Below are 16,020 nucleotides of genomic sequence, written 5' to 3'. Positions count from 1 at the left end.
CAGTATGGGGAGGCTTACAAAAGGCACATCACTGTGCGTCACGGAGAGGAATGTGCGTCATGGAGCACGCAGGGGAATCGGCGGCCGCCGCGAGCCGGGGGCCCTGCGCGGCGATCCCGGCCGACCAGATGGCCTTCATCCGCCAGATCCTGGACCGGGTCGGCGACAAGTGGAGCATGCTCATCATCGCGATCCTGGAGGACGGCGCCCTGCGCTACACCGACCTGCAGCGCGAGGTCCCCGGCATCTCCCAGCGCATGCTCAGCCACACCCTGCGCCAGCTCCAGCAGGACGGGCTGATCACCCGCACCGCCTACGCGGAGGTCCCGCCGCGCGTGGAGTACACCCTCACCCCCCTCAGCCGCGGCCTGCTCGACATCGTCAAACAGCTGATCGGCTGGGCCTCCGACCACCACGACGAGATCCGCGCCCACCGCGACCGCGCCACAGCCGGGTCCTGACGGCCGCGCATGGCCGTCCAGGGTCAACTGCGAACGGGCGAAGGGCCGACCGAGTACACCGTGCCGGGTACACCGTGCCGAGTCCGGAACGCGAGGACCACCCGCGAACGCAGATCGCGCACCGATCAGGATCCCGCGCCGCGCCCGTCTGTACGTCTGGAACCGACTCACGGAAGGCTGGCACGATGCGGAAACTGACCTTCGGCATGAACCTGAGCCTGGACGGCTACATCGCCGCGCCCGGCGACGACCTCGGCTGGAGCGTACCGAGCGACGAGCTGTTCCAATGGTGGTCCGACCGGGTGGCAGCGACCGGCCTGGCGCTGTACGGGCGCAAACTGTGGGAGACGATGAGCTCCCACTGGCCGACCGCCGACCAGCAGCCCGGCGCCACCCCGGCGGAGATCGAGTACGCCCGCCGCTGGCGGGACATGCCGAAGGCGGTGTTCTCCTCGACCATCGACAAGGTCGAGGAGAACACCCGCCTGGTCACCGGCGACGCGGTCACCGAGATCACCCGGCTCAAGGCCGAGGACGGCGGCCCGATGGACATCAGCAGCGCCACACTCGCCGGGGCGGCCATGCGGGCCGGGCTGATCGACGAGTACCTGCTGGTCACCCACCCGGTCCTGGTGGGCGGCGGCACACCGTTCTTCACCACGCTGGACAGCTGGGTGAACCTGAACCTGGCGGAGACGCGGACGTTCCCCGGCGGCATAGTGCTGACCCGATACCAGACGAGACGATGAGCCCGGCCCAGACACCCGGCTCGTGCGGCCAGATCGCCATCCTTCCTCGCGAGCCCACCGCGACCCTCGGCCACGGCCGATCGTGACGACGATCTCCGGGCATGCAGACGCCCCGCCGGCAACGCCGGCGGGGCGGTGGTGTCCGCGTCGCCGCGCCGGCGTTCAGCCGGTCACGGTGCTCATGGCGCGGTGACGTCGGTGACGGCGGCCCGCGCGCTGGACTCGTCCGACAGTGTCGGGGGCAGGCCCAGCCATGGCTTGCCGGTCGCGTCGAACCCGGTGAGCTCGGCGATCCTCCCGTCGACGATGTGCAGGACCGCCATGGTGAACAGCCGGTACTCCGGGTCGCCGGGGGTGCGCAGGTACAGCGCGGCGGCAGGCATGCGGTTGACCGTCGTGGCGACACAGCGCCAGTCGTCGTGGCCGGGCTGGAAGAGCCCACCGGAGATCCAGCCGTCCACCGCGTCCCTGGCCGTCATGACCGAGGTGCCCTGCTCGGGCAGCATCACGAAGCGCAGGTCGTCGCGCAGCAGGGACATCAGCCCGTCCAGGTCGTTGCGCTCATGGGCGTCCATGTACGACTTCACCACGCCGCGCTCGTCCTCCGACAGCTCGTGGGTGGCGGGGCTCCGCCAGTCGAGGCGGCGGCCGGGCAGCTGCTCGCGCATCGTCACACGGGCCCGCTGCAGCGCGCTGGTCACCGACGCGACGGTCACCTCCAGGGCGTCGGCGGCCGTCGACGCCGGCCAGCCGAGGACGTCGCGCAGGATGAACACCGCCCGCTGCCGCGGCGGCAGGTGCTGGACGGCGACGATGAACGCCAGCTCGATCGTCTCCCGCGCCACCACCGACTCCTGCGGGTCCTCGGGCAGCATCCGGTCCGGGTACGGCTGCAGGTACAGCACCTCGGAGCCGGGGTCCGGCAGCTCCGACGGCACGGGTGTGCGGCCGTTGCGCTTGTCCAGGAAGTCGAGGCAGGCGTTCGTCGCGATCCGGTACAGCCAGGTCCGCAGCGCAGCGTGACCCTTGAACGACTCCCGCTTGTTCCACGCGCGCAGGAACGTCTCCTGCGTCAGGTCCTGGGCGTCCTCGTAGTTCGCGAGCATCCGGTAGCAGTGCACCTGCAGCTCACGCCGGTGGCGCTCGGTGAAAAGCGCGAACCGCGCCGGGTCGCCTGAGCGGACCGCCGCGATGAACGTGGCCTCGTCGGCGCCCAGCGGTCTAGCGTCGGCCATGGTCATCCATCCTTGTCATCCATCCTTCCACCGGTGCGAAAGAGCTGACAGAACGGACGACGCGGCGGACGATTTCTGATCGGTGAAGCCGGCTGACACCAGGCCATGTCAGGTGGAGTACTGGCCATCCCACGGCTCGCCGAAGCCGAGCCGGTCCGGATACAGCTCAGCCCAGTCGTCCTCCTGATCGCCGTGCCCGCGCTGCCTTCGCCCGGGCCAGAACCATGCGATCGGGACGACTGCAGGCACACCCACGACACCACCCCCGCAACCCGTCAAGGCCGGCCGCGCAGCAGCGGATGCGACCGCATCGCCACCTCCAGCTCACCCGGCAGCTCATCGCGATACCGCCCCAGCGTCGACAGATCACTGTGCCCCAGCACCCGCCGCACCGCATCCATGTCCACCGCATCGGCCAGCAGATGCGTCGCCGTCGTATGCCGCAACCCGTGCGGCGTCACCGACCGCCGCTGATCCGGATCCACCCGCCGCTGCACCCGGTCGATCACCGCCTGCACATCACCCCGCGCCAGCCGCCGCCCCCGCCACGACAGCAGCAACGCCTTCTCGCCCCCCGCCCCGGCCATCTCCGGCCGCCCCCGCACCAGATACGCCTGCAGCACCCGCCCCACGTCATCAGGCAACGGCACATCCCGCGTCCGCCCGCCCTTACCGAAGATCCGCCAATACCGCACCCCGTCGTTGGTGAAGAAATCCTCCACATTCGCCCGCACCAGCTCCGACACCCGCGGCCCCACCGTCGCCAGCAGCAACACGATCACCGCATCCCGCAGCCCCGTACGCTGATCACGCCGCTTGCCCGCCTCCGCCGGCGCCTCCTCCAGCCCCCGAGCCGCCCCGATCAGCCCCTGCGCCTGCTCCCGCGTCAACGCCCGCCGCTCCGCCCGCAACCCGCCCCGCTGCCTGGACGTCACCGTCGACACCGTCATCGGATTGACCTGCACCCACCCCGCCAGCGCCGCATGCTTGAACAACGCCGAGATCGACCGCCGGAACCGCGCCTGCGACGACGGCGACTGCCCCGCCCACTCACCCTGACGCGCCGAACCGGGGGAGGAGCGCCCATCCGGCCTGCGCGCGAACGCCAGCAGGATCGCATCCACATCCGCGCCCGTCAGATCGTCCAGCACCACCCGCTCGCCGGCCAGCTCCACCAGCGTCGCCACATCCCGCGCGTACACCTCCGCCGTCGCCGGCGACAACGCCCCCGTCAGCGTCCTGGCCCGCACCAGCTCCACATACCGGTCCGCCGCCTCCGCCACCGACACCCGATCCAGCTCCGCAGGCCGCACCGCCGCCCCTCTCTCCCACACCGCGAACGAGCAGAAAGATCCAGCAACGACGGTAGCGGCCCGCACCGACAGAAACTCAGATGTCGCGGAAGGTCTCGATCCGCGCCCCCAGCGCGTTCAGCCGCTCCGCCAGATCCTCATACCCCCGGTTGATCACATACACGTTCCGCAGCACCGACGTGCCCTCCGCCGCCATCATCGCCAGCAGCACCACCACCGCCGGCCGCAACGCCGGCGGGCACATCATCTCCGCACTACGCCACCGCGTCGGACCCTCCACCAGCACCCGATGCGGATCCAGCAGCTTCACCGACGCCCCCAGCCGCGTCAGCTCCGTCAGATAGATCGCCCGGTTGTCGTACACCCAGTCGTGAATCAGCGTCGACCCCTGCGCCGACGCCGCGATCGCCGCGAAGAACGGCACATTGTCGATGTTCAGCCCCGGGAACGGCATCGGATGGATCTTGTCGATGGGGGAGACCAGCTTCGACGGCCGCACCGTCAGATCCACCAGCCGCGTACGCCCGTTCGCCGCCGGATACTCCCGCCCCCGATCGTGATCCAGCCCCATCTCCTCCAGCACCGCCAGCTCGATCTCCAGGAACTCCACCGGCACCCTGCAGATCGTCAGCTCCGACGACGTCACCACCGCCGCCGCCAGCAGGCTCATCGCCTCCACCGGATCCTCCGAGGGGGAGTAGTCGACATCCCGCTCGATCTCCGGCAGCCCGTGCACGGTCAGCGTCGTCGACCCGATGCCCTCCACCCGCACCCCGAGCTGCTCCAGGAAGAAGCACAGATCCTGCACCATGTAGTTCGACGACGCGTTACGGATCACCGTCACCCCGTCATGCCGCGCCGCCGCCAGCAACGCGTTCTCCGTGACCGTGTCACCCCGCTCCGTCAGCACGATCGGCCGCGACGGCGCCACCGACCGATCCACCCGCGCGTGATAGAACCCGCCCGTCGCCGTGATGTCCAGCCCGAAATGCCGCAACGCCGACATGTGCGGCTGCACCGTACGCGTCCCCAGATCACACCCGCCCGCGTACGGAATCTGGAACTGCTCCGTCCGATGCATCAGCGGCCCCAGGAACATGATCACACTCCTGGTACGGCGCGCCGCCTCCGTGTCCATCGCCTCCAGCTCCAGCCGGGACGGCGGCACGATCTCCAGATCACTGCCCTCGTTGATCCACCGCGCCCGGACCCCGATCGAGGCCAGCACCTCCAGGATCCGGTACACCTCCTCGATCCGCGCCACCTTCCGCAAGATCGTCCGCCCCGAGTTCAGCAGCGACGCGCACAACAGCGCCACACACGCGTTCTTCGACGTCTTGACATCGATGCTGCCCGAAAGCCGCCGGCCACCCACCACCCGCAGATGCATCGGCCCCGCATACCCGAGCGAGACGATCTCACTGTCGAGCGCCTCACCGATCCGGGCGATCATCTCAAGACTGATGTTCTGGTTACCGCGCTCAATGCGGTTCACCGCGCTCTGACTCGTCGCCAGCGCGTCGGCCAGCTGCAGCTGGGTCCATCCGCGATGCTGGCGCGCATCCCGGATCAGCCGGCCGATCCGCACAAGATAATCATCTGCCACAACAGGCAACCATATCTCACATATGAGATGCCCCAGCGCCCCCCGCAGGCGACGCGCCGGACAACCCACGATGACCCGCCAGCCGCTCCGGCGTCGCCGAAGCCTTCACCTTCAGCACGAACTCCCGCCGCGCCAGCCGGAAACCGCCACGATCATCGAACATGTCCCGGCTCATCTCCGCCAGCTCCTCGGCCCGGTACGCATCCAACGGCTTACGCCGCTCATCGACCTCACGCACCTGCCGCCTGCCCGCCAGCAACCGATCGTAACCCGCATCCGCCGCCAGCCGCTCCGCATACTCCAGCACCCGCCGCTCGAAATCCAGCCGCGACCCCGGCAACGCCTTGTCCGCCAGCCCGCACTCCACCGCCTCCACCGCCCCGATCGGCAACGCCTCCTGCGTCAACCGCAACGCATGCTCCGCCCCCACCCGCCGCGGCAGCACATACGTCCAGTACTCGCTCCCGAACAACCCCATCGTCCGGTAATGCGGATTCAGCACCACCGAATCCCGCACGATCACCCGATCCGCACCCAGCCCCATCATCACCCCGCCCGCACCCGCATTCCCCCCGATCGAGGTCACCACCAGCTGACTCGTACACCCCACGATCTCCCGGCACACCGCATTGATCGCGTTGATGTTCATCCACGCCTCAAGCTCCGGATGCCGCGCCGCCTCGATCACGTTCAGATGGATGCCGTTGGAGAACACCTCACCGCCCCGCACCACCAGCACCCGCGTATCCTGCGCCACCGCATACCGCAACGCCGACGCCAGCCGCCGGCACTGCTCCGTCGACATCGCCCCGTTGTAGAAGTCGAAACTCACCACCCCCACGCCCTCACTGCGGTCATAGGTGATCTCGCTGTACCCCGCCCGCTCCGGCACCCCCGACACGGCCTCACCCAGTGCCATCGCCGCCGGCAACTTGATCGCCCCCTCCTGCTCCAGCCGCAGATGACCCACCCACACCGTCCCATCACCGGTGTGCACCAGCACCGCACCCTCACGCCGCCCAGCTACCTGCCCTGGCACCTGCCCCGCCACACCCGCCAGCTCCGGCCCCCGATACACGTCGAACACCCGCACCGGCAGACCGCACAACTCCGCCCGCCCGCCCGGCGCACCATCGGCCGCCCGCACCCGCCGCACGATGTCCTCCGTCGGCTCCGACCACGAGAACTCCCGATCGGCATGCCGCATCGCCCGCCGCAACCGCCCCCGCACCCCCGCAGAACGGTAATCCAGCGGCACCGGCACGAACGACGCGTCACCCGCCTTCGCCGCCACCTCCACCACCAGCTCCGCCGCCGCCTCCGCGACCGGCCCGTTGTACAGCGCCGACTTACGCGGCGCCTCCGCAGGCATCGCGAACGTACGGAACCCCCAGATCGGCCCCGCGTCCATCTCCTCCACCGCCTGCAGAGCCGTCACCCCCCACTCCGCCTCACCCTCGGCGATCGCCCAGTCCAGCGACGACGGACCCCGATCCCCGGGCGGCCCCGGATGCACGATCACCGTCCGGTGAGCCCGCCACAACGCCGACGGCACCCGCTCCTTCAGGAACGGGCAGATGATCAGATCCGGCTTGGCCAGCTCGGCCGCCTCCACCATCACCTCCGGCGACAGGGCCAGCTCGACCGAAACGTCATGACCGGCACGGCGCAACTCCAGCCAGGCACGCTGGGTCAGGCCGTTGAAGGAGGAGCAGAGCAGCAGGATACGCAACGCGACACTTCTTTCCAGGCAGGGGAGAGGACGGCACCAGGGCGGGGGACTACCGGCCGGACCACGGGCGGAAACACGCGTCACCGGCATTTACGGCAGACCCATATGACCCATACATCCCACGATGCTGACACGAAACTTCCACTACTGGTGACCATTCACCGCAAAAAGCCACCCTGACCAGCCCCAATTGACCCGCTTTGCCCAGAAAATCCCTCCACGCGCGCCCACACCACAGACCAGGGGAGGGGGCCCGGGCGAGGGAGGCAACCCGGACCCCCAGGCGATGACCCGCCCCCCAAGCCCGCAGACCCGGAGACCACGCCACCACGCACCACCTGCGCCGACACCCTCCAGCATCACCCCGCACCCCACCCGCCCAGGTCACGCCCAGGACAGGAGCCCCCGACAACCCCTTGACCCAACCCCGCCCAACGGCGATCCAAACCCGCCACTGATCACCGATTGACCGCCACGGGGCCGGGGGAGCGACACCCGGCCATCGCCGAAGGAGCACACCCCCAGTACGCTCACCAGGCGACCTCCCACCCGACGAGCCCCGCACGCCCGGCGGCCCGCACCTTCACGACCGTCGCCCAGCAGCCACATCCGACTACGCGCGGCTGCCCTCCTCCGCCCCGGAGTCCACACGGCCACCGTCGCCCGTGACCGTGAGCTTCCGTACGGCGCGAACCAGCACGAACGGCAGGTGGGCCGCCACGGAGCCGAGGCAGGAGATCCACAGGAGCTGGTGAACGGTGACGACCTCGCCCAGCAGCCCGCCGACGACACCGCCGAGCGGCAGCGAACCCCACATGAGGAAGCGGAGGCTCGCGTTCATCCTGCCGCGCAGGGCTTCCGGGCAGATCGCCTGGCGGTAACTGCCCTGAGCGACATCCAGCATGACCGCGACCAGGAAGATGAACCCCATGCCGATCGGGTACAGGCCGAGCCGCCAGCCGGGCCCCGTGAACGCGACCAGCACGAAGAGCGGCAGCATGAGAACGGCCGCGCCGCACATCGTGAGGCCGTGACCGAACCGGGCGATCACCCGTGGCGCCAGAAGCGCGCCGAGCAGACCGCCCACCCCCGCGCCCGAGATCATCAGACCGTAGCCCGCCGCGCCCACGCCCAGCTCGCCAACCAGGTACAACGGCCGGACGATGACCCAGATGCCACTGACGAACATGTTCACGGCGCCGGCCAGGCCGATCAGGCGCAGGATGGGATGGCCGAACACGTAACGCAGGCCCTCCATCAGGCTCACGCGCCCCCCGGAAGGGGTCTCCTCGGCCTTGACGGTCGCCAGCAGGATCGCGGAGATCAGGTAGCTCACCGCGTCGGCCACGATGGCGATGGGCGCCGTGAGCACCTGCACCAGCCAGCCGCCGAACCCCGGACCGAACAGCACGGCGAGGCTGCGCACGGACTCCAGCGTCCCCATGCCCTTGGGCAGCTGCTCCTTGGTCACGATGGAGGGCAGGAAGCTCAGGTGAGCGACGTCGAAGAAGGCCGTACCGATGCTGACGATCACGGCGACCGCGTAGAGCTGCGCCAGCGTGAGCGCGTCGAACAGCGCAGCGATCGGGACGGACACCAGCGACACCGCACGCAGCACGTCGGCCGTCACCAGAATGGGCTTCCTGCGCAACCGGTCCACCCACACACCGGCAGGCAGCCCGAACAGGAGGAAACCAACCATCTCGGCCGCGCCGAGCAGGCCGAGCTCCAACGGGCCCGCGTCCAGCACCAGCAGCGCGACGAGAGGGAGGGCCACGCGCGTGACGTGAGTGCCGAACTGGCTGAAACCGTCGGCGGTGACGTAACGACGGAAAGCGGAGGTCATCTGATCTGCCCCAGGGGTGTGTTGGCGCTCTGCGAAAGACGCGCCGGAAGCCGTCCGGCTGTACCTGACCGATTGACCTGCGGCATCACGAAGCCCGGCACGTTCGACGGAGCGCCACCGGCACCGGCCGGGCAGGCCGTCACCGGCGCACCATGACCCAGTGCTGGTCACTGCCGGAACGGCCGCACGTCACCGCGGAGATCTCCCACGGACGCCGCACATTGTGGTGCAGGCACAGGTTGCGCAGATGCTTCCATCTGATCCGGACGACCGTGTCCCACACACCCTCCTCGACCACCGGGAAGGTGAACTGCTGGCGCTTGTCCCCGCTGCACCGCCCCACCTGCACGGCGGTGCCCTGGGGCGCGCCCAGGCAGTACGTGCGCCCGCGGTAGGTGACGGCGAGCTGGGAGCGCGCCGTGCGCTTCCACAGATAACCGCCGAACGTCGTGGACGGGCAGTAGTTCGCCTGGGCACGGAAGCCCAGTCTGGCCGGGGTGCGGTCCACCGCGTAGGTCAGGCAGCGGTCGTCGTTCTTGATCAGGTACGTCTTCGGGGCCGCCAGGGCGGGGGAGGGGACGAGCGCGGCGGGGATGGCCAGAGCCAGGACGGCCGTGACCGTTAATCGTCTGCTCATGGCATGGCATGCTACGACGATCTTCCGGGCGCGGGGCGCCGCTCGCCCGCCGTCACGGCGGCTGCAACCTCGCGGGGTCCCACACCCTGCGAAAACGGACCATAAGGATTAAAAGTGGCAGTATTGGTCAAACCAGACAGAATCCAGCTTCTGTCTGGTAACGCATACGTCCGCCCACCGGCCGGTCACGTGAGGGAGTAGCGGACCGGCAGCCGCTTCAGCCCGCCCACGAACGTCGTCGCCGTCCATGCCGGCTCACCGTCCAGCTCGATGCTCGCCAGCCGCGGCAGCAGCTCACCGAACAACGCCACGGCCTCCATCCGCGCCAGCGCCGCGCCCAGGCAGTAGTGCACCCCGAACCCGAACGCCAGATGCCGGTTCGGCTCCCGCCCGGCGTCGAAGCGGAACGGCTCGCCGAAGACGTCCTCGTCCCGGTTGGCCGAGGGGTAGGACAGCAGCACCGACTCGCCCTTGCCGATGGGGACGCCGCGCACCTGGGTGTCGGCGGCGGCGGTGCGCATGAACGCCTTGACGGGGCTGACCCAGCGGATCATCTCCTCGACGGCCGACGGCAGCAGGGCGGGGTCGTCGCGCAGGCGCCGCAGCTGCTCGGGGTGGCGGATGAGGGCTTCCAGGCCGCCGGCGATGGTGGAGGTGGTGGTGTCGTGGCCGGCGGTGGCGATGAGGATGTAGTAGGAGGCGGCGGTGTTGTCGTCGAGAAGGTGGCCGTCGATGCGGGCGTTGGCGATCTGGGAGGCGAGGTCGGTGGTGGGGTGGGCGCGGCGGGTGGCGGTGAGGTGGTGGAAGTAGGCGAAGAGGTCTTCCAGGACGCCGGTGTGGTCGCGGGGGGTGCCGGTGCCGCGTCCGGTCTCGTCGTCGTTGTGGCCGAAGAGCTGCTGGGTGAGGTGGAGCATGCGGGGGAAGTCGGATTCGGGCAGGCCGAGGAGGGTGAGGATGACGTAGAGGGGGTAGTGGGCGGCGATCTGGCGGGCGAAGTCGCAGGTGGTGCCGTGCTGGGCCATGAGGTCGACGTGGCGGCGGGCCAGGTCGCGGATGCGGGTGTGCAGGGTGCGCATGGCGTGGGGGCGGAACCAGTCGGCGGCGATGGCGCGCAGGGGTCGGTGGTGGGGTTCGTCGAGGTGGACGATGCTGGTGAGGGCTTTGCCTTGGCTGCGGCGGGTGTGCAGGGCCTGGTCGAGTGCGGTGGTGCGCAGGACGGGGCGGGGGGCGTTGAGCCAGAGGGTGTGGTCGCGTTCGATGGCCAGGATGTCGGCGTGGCGGGTGATGGCCCAGAAGGGGGTGTAGCCGGGGGCGGTGACGTGGTGGACGGGGGCTTGGTGGCGCAGGAGGGTGAGGGCGGTGTGCAGGCGGGTTTCGTCGGTGTAGGTGTGGGGGTCGGCGAGGGCTTGGCCTGCTTGGCCGGGGGTTGCGGGGATGGGGGCGGGCGTGGCGGGCATGGTGGTCTCCCTGGGTGGTGTGGGCCAGGGGTGTGCATTCCCGGGGCGGGGGGTGGTGAAGCGTTGATAAGTGGGGGGTTATAGGCGGTTGACGAAGCGGGCGGCGGCGCGCTGGCTCATGCCGGTTTCGCCGCGGACGAGGAAGACGGCTTCCTGGATCTGGCCGAGGGCTTTGAGTTCGCGCGCCTGGTCGACGAGGTCGATGCTGATGCCGGGGCGGTTGCGGGGGTTTCTGGTGAGTCTGGCGGCGAGGATGATGAGCCAGATGGCGGCGGCGGTGATGACCGCGGTGAGGGCGATGATGCTGGGTGAGGCGATGTCCATCGGGGGCATGGTGGGGCGTCTTCCCGGGTGCGGGTGGTTTATGCCGGGCCCCGTTCGTGGTTGCTCGATAATGAACATTATGTCAAGTAAGGGTGGTGGGGGCTCCCCTTCGCGGCTGGGGCGGGCGGGTCTGGTGGGAAGTTTTTTCTGACGCCTGCGGCGCGTCACGGCGGGGGTTGTGAGGGGTGCGGAGGGCGGCTGAGCGGGGGTTACGCGGTGTCATCGGCTCTGGTGGGGTGCGGTGTTCGGGCGCTGACGTCCTGCTTGACTCTGCGTTGATTCGCTGTCCTTGGCGCCGGGTGTGGCCGTAGGGTGGAGCTCCTGCTATTCGCGCCGCGAGAGGAGCAGCACGTGGGGAACGAGTCGGTGTTATGCCCGGTGTGCCGGCGGGTTCTGCCCGCCACCGGTAAGGAGTCGTACACGCCGCTGCGGGGGCGGCTGATCGTGACGAACGGGTACTGCGCGGGCGGGTGTGCCGAGGCCGCCGGGCAGGCACAGCAGCAGCAGGCACAGCAGCAGACGCAGCAGATGGTGCGGCCGCAGGCGGCCCCCTCCCCTGTTCCGATGCCGGATGCCGGGCAGGGCCAGGCGCCGCTGCCGCAGCGTGCGCCGCTGCGGGTGGTGCGCTGACTCCCGGCGCCCCCTCTCATAGGTGGCCGTCGGCGGTGTGCCAGTAGTCGCGGGTCCGTACGGCGAGGCCGTCGGTGTCGAACTGGACGAAGACGCAGCCCGCAAGCGTGATGGGGCGGCCGTTGTCGTAGGCGTGGACGCGGAACTCGATGGCGGCCTGGCCGGCGTCGACGACGGGCGCGGAGAAGGTCACCTGGGGGTCGTTCTCGCCGGTGAAGGACCAGGTGATGTAGTCGGCGATGGCCTGTTTGCCGCGGTGCGGGGGGCGGAACGGCATGCTGGTGTGGACGGCGTCGTCGTGGTAGAGGGCGGTGATGGCGGCGACGTCGTGGTGGGTCCAGCCGTGTTGCCAGGTGTCGGCGAAGCGCTGGGCGGCCTGGCGGGTGTCCAGGCTGGTCATGGTGTGCTCTCCCCCGGTGCCGCGGGGTTGTAGGGGCGGGTGGCGGTGACCGCGGTGACGGGCAGCGGCCCGTACAGGTGCGGGTAGCCGTTCTCGAGGCGGACGTCGAGTCCTTCGGGGTCGATGTCGAGGACGAGCAGCGGCTCGGTCAGGTGGCTGTAGTAGGCGGTGTGGACGCCGTGCAGCTGGGTGAGGTCGCGGCTGCAGTGGATGAAGCCTTCTTCTTCGAGGGTGCGGCCGAGGGTGGAGATGCGGTACTCCCCCGTGGTGCGGGCGTGGTCCCAGTCGGTGCGCAGCGCGAGGTGGTGGATGGGGCCGGTCATCGTGTCCTTCGTGTCGTGCGTGCTGATGGCGGTGTCGTGCGTGCTGATGGCGTGGGTGAGGGCGAGCGAGAGCAGCGCGCGGGCTTGGTCCGGGGGGCGTTGTTCGACGATGTGCTCGAGCCAGAGGGTGGAGACGGTGGTGTAGAGGAGGCGGACGCGGGGGTCGGTGGCGGGCAGGCGGAGGGTTTCGGCGATGAGGTGGACGCAGCCGTCGGTCCAGCGGCGGGCGATGTGCTGCAGGACGGGGTCGCGGCCGGCGTGGACGTACAGCTCCCACAGGCCGAGCTGGCGGGTGCGGTCGGCGGCGGCGATCTGGTCGGGCAGGGCGGCCAGGCCGTGCTGGGTGATCCAGTCGCGGGTGGTGGCGAGTTCGGTCTCCACGAGCTGGGCGAAGGCTTCGGCCAGGAGCTGGTCGCGGGAGGCGAAGTAGTAGGTGGTGGCGGCCAGGGGCAGGCGGGCGCGGTGGGCGACGGCGCGGTGGGTGACGGCGTTGAAGCCGCCTTCGGTGAGCAGGGCGACGGCGGCGCCGAGCAGGGCGGTGCGCCGGCGGCGGCTGCGTTCCTGGGCGGGTTCCTGGGCGGGTTCCTGCGCGGGATGCTGGGCCGGTTCCTGGGTGGGGTGCTGGTCCAGGTTCAATGGCCACCTGCGAGGTTGAGGAGGACGACGCCGCCGATGATGAGCAGGATACCGCCGATCTTGAGCGGGGTGAGGGTCTCGCCCATGAAGGCGGCGCCGATGAGGGCGATGGCGGCGGTGCCGGCGCCGGACCAGACGGCGTAGGCGGTGCCCATGTCGAGCTGGAGTTTCAGGACTTGGGAGAGCAGGGCGAAGGAGGTGATGTAGCCGGCGGCGACGGCGATGGTCCAGCCGAGGTGGGTGAAGCCGTTGCTGAGTTTGAGTGCGGTGGTGGCGAGGACTTCGGTGGTGATGGCGAGGGCGAGCAGGAGCCAGGCCATGGGTGGTTCTTCTCCGGGGGCTCTAGGAAAGTGGTACGGGTGTCCTGATTTTAGTGGTGGTCCTCCCCCGGCGCGGGTTGCGGGGAACCGCTTGAAAACGCAGTCGAATACGTGTTCCACTGGAGGGTGTGGCTTGGGACGCGCTTTCGCTGGTCGACGCCGCCGACGATCGTCCGCTGATCGAGCGGCGCGCGGTGGTGCGTGACGGCTTCTACGAGCTGCAGGCCCGCACGGTGATCGAACGGGTGCCGCAGGCCGCGGGCATCGCCCAGCAGTGGGCCGTCTCCCCCTACCGTGGCTGCGCCCATGCCTGCCGCGGCTGCGGCGCCCGTGCCGCGCATCGGCGGCTGGGCCTGGACGGGGGCGGTGACTTCGACACGCGGATCGTGGTGCGGCCGAACGTGGCCGAGCGGCTGCGGGCGGAGCTGGCGCGCTGGGACGGCGGCGAGCTGGCGGTGGGCCTGGGCGGTGACTGCTATCAGGCGGCCGAGGAGACCTACCGGCTGATGCCGCGTGTGATCGGCGCGCTGGCGGGTTCGGGGACGCCGTTCACGGTGTACACCAAGGGGCCGCTGGTGTTGCGGGATGCGGAGCTGCTGGCGCGGGCGGGTGCGCGGGTGGCGGTGTCGATCGCGTTCGTGGACGAGCGGATCCGGCGGGTGGTGGAGCCGGGGGCGCCGCCGGCGCAGGCGCGGCTGGAGCTGGTTTCGGCGCTGGTGGAGGCGGGGGTGGACTGCCGGGTGGTGATGGCGCCGGTGCTGCCGCTGCTCAGCGACGCGGCCGACCAGCTGGGGGCGACGGTGCGGCGGATCGCGGCGGCGGGGGTGCGGCGGGTGGAGCCGGTGGTGCTGCGGCTGCCGCCGGTCACGCGTGGCTGGTACCTGGAGTGGCTGGGGCAGGCGCATCCGCAGCTGGTGGCGCGCTATGAGGAGCTGTACGACCGGTCGGGGCTGCCGTCCGAGGCGTACGAGGGGCGGATCACGGGGCAGATCGCGCAGTTGTGCCGGGTGTACGGGATGGAGTGCGGCGCGCCGGAGGTGGCGCGGTCGCAGCCGCGGGCCTCGCAGCTCGCGCTCGTGTGAGGATGGTTCAGCGCTGGTGCTGCTCGGGCAGGTGGCTGCCGGCGTGTGCCCAGGCGAGCACGTTGGGGACGTCCTCCCGCTGGAAGAAGGCGAGCACGTCGCGGTCGGTGTGGCGCAGGCTGAAGTGGGTCAGCACGAACAGGGTCCGCGGGTGTGCCAGCACGTACGGTTTGAGGTCGCTCCATACGGTGTGTCCCACGCGGCGGGCCCGTCCGGCGTGCTCGTCGTCGAGGTAGGTGCACTCGGTGATGATGACGGGGTAGTCGGCCAGGGCGGGGTTGCGGGTGAGCGCGCCGGCGTGGGTGTCGCCGAGGTAGGCGAACAGCGGCCGCTGGACGGGCTGGTCGATGGGGATGCCGCGGCTGCGCCGGTCGGCGGCGATACGGCCGAACTTGGCGGGGCCGAGCCTGGCCTTGAGTTCTTCGGCTTCCGGCAGGAGGGCCCGCCGGTTCTCGGAGATGCCGTATCCGGCGCTGGGCACCTTGTGCTCGGTGTGCAGGACGCGCACGGTGTGGGAGGCGTGCCTGCCGATGGTGAACTCCTGGCCTGGCCGTACGCCGTGCACGCGGGCTCCGGCGGCCGGCTCGGTTGCGTGGGTGGCGTTGTGGTTGAGCTCGGTGGTGGCGGCCAGGTAGCGGCGTACGTACGGCAGTGCCTGCTCGGGGACGTGGATGTCGACGCCGGTCGGGCGGGTGGCCAGGAAGTCGAGGTCCTTGGCGTGGTCGAGGTGGGTGTGGGTGAGCAGCACCGTGTCGGCCTGGCGGCCTTCGGCGAGCCCGGCGTCCAGGGCGAGTTTCAGCTCGGGGATGTGGAAGAACGTCTTGTCGGCGGCGCGTGAGTAGCCGGTGAGGGTCAGCCGGGTGCCCGGCAGGCGCCAGGTCTTCCACTGCCGGAACGGGTGCCCGCGCTCCAGGAGCTCTGGGTGCGTGATCATGGGCAGGAGGATAGCCCTCCCCGGGGGGAGGTTTCCTCGCGTTTTTCCTACGGGGTGGGGGCGGGGGCGGAGCGTACGGCGAGGCGGTCGAGGGAGATGCCGAGCACGTCGGCCAGCGCGGCGATGGTGAAGAACGCCGGGGTGGCGATGCGGCCGGTCTCGATCTTGCGGAGGGTTTCGGCGGACATGCCGGCCGCGGCGGCGACCTCGACGATGCTGCGCTCGCCGCGGGCCTGGCGCAGCACGTGGCCGAGCTGCTCGCCGCGCAGGCGTTCCTCGGGGGTCAGCGGTGGTCGCACCATGTCCCCCAGCTTATACCGGGACACCCGGGCGCC

18 protein-coding genes are annotated in these 16,020 nt (G+C 70.2%); 4 read left to right on the top strand and 14 right to left on the bottom strand.

Annotation, left to right across the window (positions count from 1 at the left end; all coding sequences use genetic code 11):
• The first annotated feature begins 59 nt into the window (after positions 1-59).
• Together HD593_RS27435 and HD593_RS27430 are read left to right on the top strand one after the other, a co-directional pair.
• Positions 60-461: a winged helix-turn-helix transcriptional regulator gene (locus HD593_RS27435; RefSeq protein WP_185104946.1), complete on the top strand. Its 402-nt coding sequence runs from the start codon at positions 60-62 to the stop codon at positions 459-461.
• Between the two features lie 185 nt (positions 462-646).
• Positions 647-1,210: a dihydrofolate reductase family protein gene (locus HD593_RS27430; RefSeq protein WP_185104945.1), complete on the top strand. Its 564-nt coding sequence runs from the start codon at positions 647-649 to the stop codon at positions 1,208-1,210.
• A 179-nt stretch (positions 1,211-1,389) separates the two neighbouring features.
• Here the strand turns inward: HD593_RS27430 and HD593_RS27425 are convergent, their stop codons facing one another.
• From HD593_RS27425 to HD593_RS27385, 9 genes are all read right to left on the bottom strand, one after another.
• Positions 1,390-2,445: an RNA polymerase subunit sigma-70 gene (locus HD593_RS27425; protein WP_185104944.1), complete on the bottom strand. Its 1,056-nt coding sequence runs from the start codon at positions 2,443-2,445 to the stop codon at positions 1,390-1,392.
• Between the two features lie 108 nt (positions 2,446-2,553).
• Positions 2,554-2,700: a hypothetical protein gene (locus HD593_RS27420; RefSeq protein ID WP_221524989.1), complete on the bottom strand. Its 147-nt coding sequence runs from the start codon at positions 2,698-2,700 to the stop codon at positions 2,554-2,556.
• Positions 2,701-2,720: 20 nt separating this feature from the next.
• Complete coding sequence (locus HD593_RS61835; protein WP_312903749.1) at positions 2,721-3,734, bottom strand: tyrosine-type recombinase/integrase; 1,014 nt, start codon at positions 3,732-3,734, stop codon at positions 2,721-2,723.
• 100 nt (positions 3,735-3,834) lie between these two features.
• Positions 3,835-5,346, bottom strand: a complete 1,512-nt coding sequence (locus tag HD593_RS27410; RefSeq protein WP_312903747.1) for a helix-turn-helix domain-containing protein — start codon at positions 5,344-5,346, stop codon at positions 3,835-3,837.
• A 34-nt stretch (positions 5,347-5,380) separates the two neighbouring features.
• The gene (locus HD593_RS27405; protein ID WP_185104942.1) at positions 5,381-7,096 is read right to left on the bottom strand and encodes an enoyl-CoA hydratase-related protein; all 1,716 of its coding nucleotides are present in this window, start codon (positions 7,094-7,096) and stop codon (positions 5,381-5,383) included.
• A gap of 613 nt (positions 7,097-7,709) precedes the next feature.
• Positions 7,710-8,942: an MFS transporter gene (locus tag HD593_RS27400; protein WP_185104941.1), complete on the bottom strand. Its 1,233-nt coding sequence runs from the start codon at positions 8,940-8,942 to the stop codon at positions 7,710-7,712.
• Positions 8,943-9,081: 139 nt separating this feature from the next.
• The gene (locus tag HD593_RS27395) at positions 9,082-9,579 is read right to left on the bottom strand and encodes an RICIN domain-containing protein (RefSeq protein ID WP_185104940.1); all 498 of its coding nucleotides are present in this window, start codon (positions 9,577-9,579) and stop codon (positions 9,082-9,084) included.
• Positions 9,580-9,764: 185 nt separating this feature from the next.
• Positions 9,765-11,036, bottom strand: coding sequence for a cytochrome P450 (locus tag HD593_RS27390; protein ID WP_185104939.1), 1,272 nt, complete (start codon positions 11,034-11,036; stop codon positions 9,765-9,767).
• A 78-nt stretch (positions 11,037-11,114) separates the two neighbouring features.
• Positions 11,115-11,360: a hypothetical protein gene (locus tag HD593_RS27385; RefSeq protein WP_246546743.1), complete on the bottom strand. Its 246-nt coding sequence runs from the start codon at positions 11,358-11,360 to the stop codon at positions 11,115-11,117.
• Between the two features lie 351 nt (positions 11,361-11,711).
• Here HD593_RS27385 and HD593_RS27380 point away from each other — a divergent pair, with 351 nt between their 5' ends.
• Positions 11,712-11,990 (top strand): hypothetical protein, encoded by a 279-nt coding sequence (locus HD593_RS27380; RefSeq protein ID WP_185104937.1) that lies wholly within the window; start codon positions 11,712-11,714, stop codon positions 11,988-11,990.
• 16 nt (positions 11,991-12,006) lie between these two features.
• Here HD593_RS27380 and HD593_RS27375 read toward each other — a convergent pair whose 3' ends face one another.
• Genes HD593_RS27375 through HD593_RS27365 form a run of 3 tightly spaced genes read right to left on the bottom strand, consistent with a single transcriptional unit; the run spans position 12,007 to position 13,669 of the window.
• Positions 12,007-12,390, bottom strand: coding sequence for a nuclear transport factor 2 family protein (locus HD593_RS27375; protein ID WP_246546742.1), 384 nt, complete (start codon positions 12,388-12,390; stop codon positions 12,007-12,009).
• A complete protein-coding gene (locus HD593_RS27370; RefSeq protein ID WP_185104936.1) occupies positions 12,387-13,349 on the bottom strand; it encodes a DUF952 domain-containing protein in 963 nt (320 codons plus the stop codon). Before HD593_RS27370 ends, HD593_RS27375 begins: the two co-directional genes overlap by 4 nt.
• Complete coding sequence (locus HD593_RS27365; RefSeq protein ID WP_185104935.1) at positions 13,346-13,669, bottom strand: DMT family transporter; 324 nt, start codon at positions 13,667-13,669, stop codon at positions 13,346-13,348. The genes HD593_RS27370 and HD593_RS27365 overlap by 4 nt, the downstream gene beginning before the upstream one ends.
• 128 nt (positions 13,670-13,797) lie before the next feature.
• Between HD593_RS27365 and HD593_RS27360 the strand changes: the two genes are divergently transcribed.
• A complete protein-coding gene (locus HD593_RS27360; protein ID WP_312903745.1) occupies positions 13,798-14,751 on the top strand; it encodes a radical SAM protein in 954 nt (317 codons plus the stop codon).
• A 7-nt stretch (positions 14,752-14,758) separates the two neighbouring features.
• On the opposite strand, the gene HD593_RS27355 is transcribed toward HD593_RS27360, so the two are convergent.
• Complete coding sequence (locus tag HD593_RS27355) at positions 14,759-15,685, bottom strand: MBL fold metallo-hydrolase (protein WP_185104934.1); 927 nt, start codon at positions 15,683-15,685, stop codon at positions 14,759-14,761.
• Between the two features lie 47 nt (positions 15,686-15,732).
• The gene (locus HD593_RS27350; RefSeq protein WP_185104933.1) at positions 15,733-15,987 is read right to left on the bottom strand and encodes a helix-turn-helix domain-containing protein; all 255 of its coding nucleotides are present in this window, start codon (positions 15,985-15,987) and stop codon (positions 15,733-15,735) included.
• Positions 15,988-16,020: the final 33 nt, after the last annotated feature.

Origin of the sequence: Nonomuraea rubra, from assembly GCF_014207985.1 — a bacterium.
GTDB classification, from domain to species: Bacteria; Actinomycetota; Actinomycetes; order Streptosporangiales; family Streptosporangiaceae; genus Nonomuraea; species Nonomuraea rubra.
Note: the sequence above shows the minus strand (reverse complement) of the source record. Positions and strands in the feature narration are given on the sequence as shown.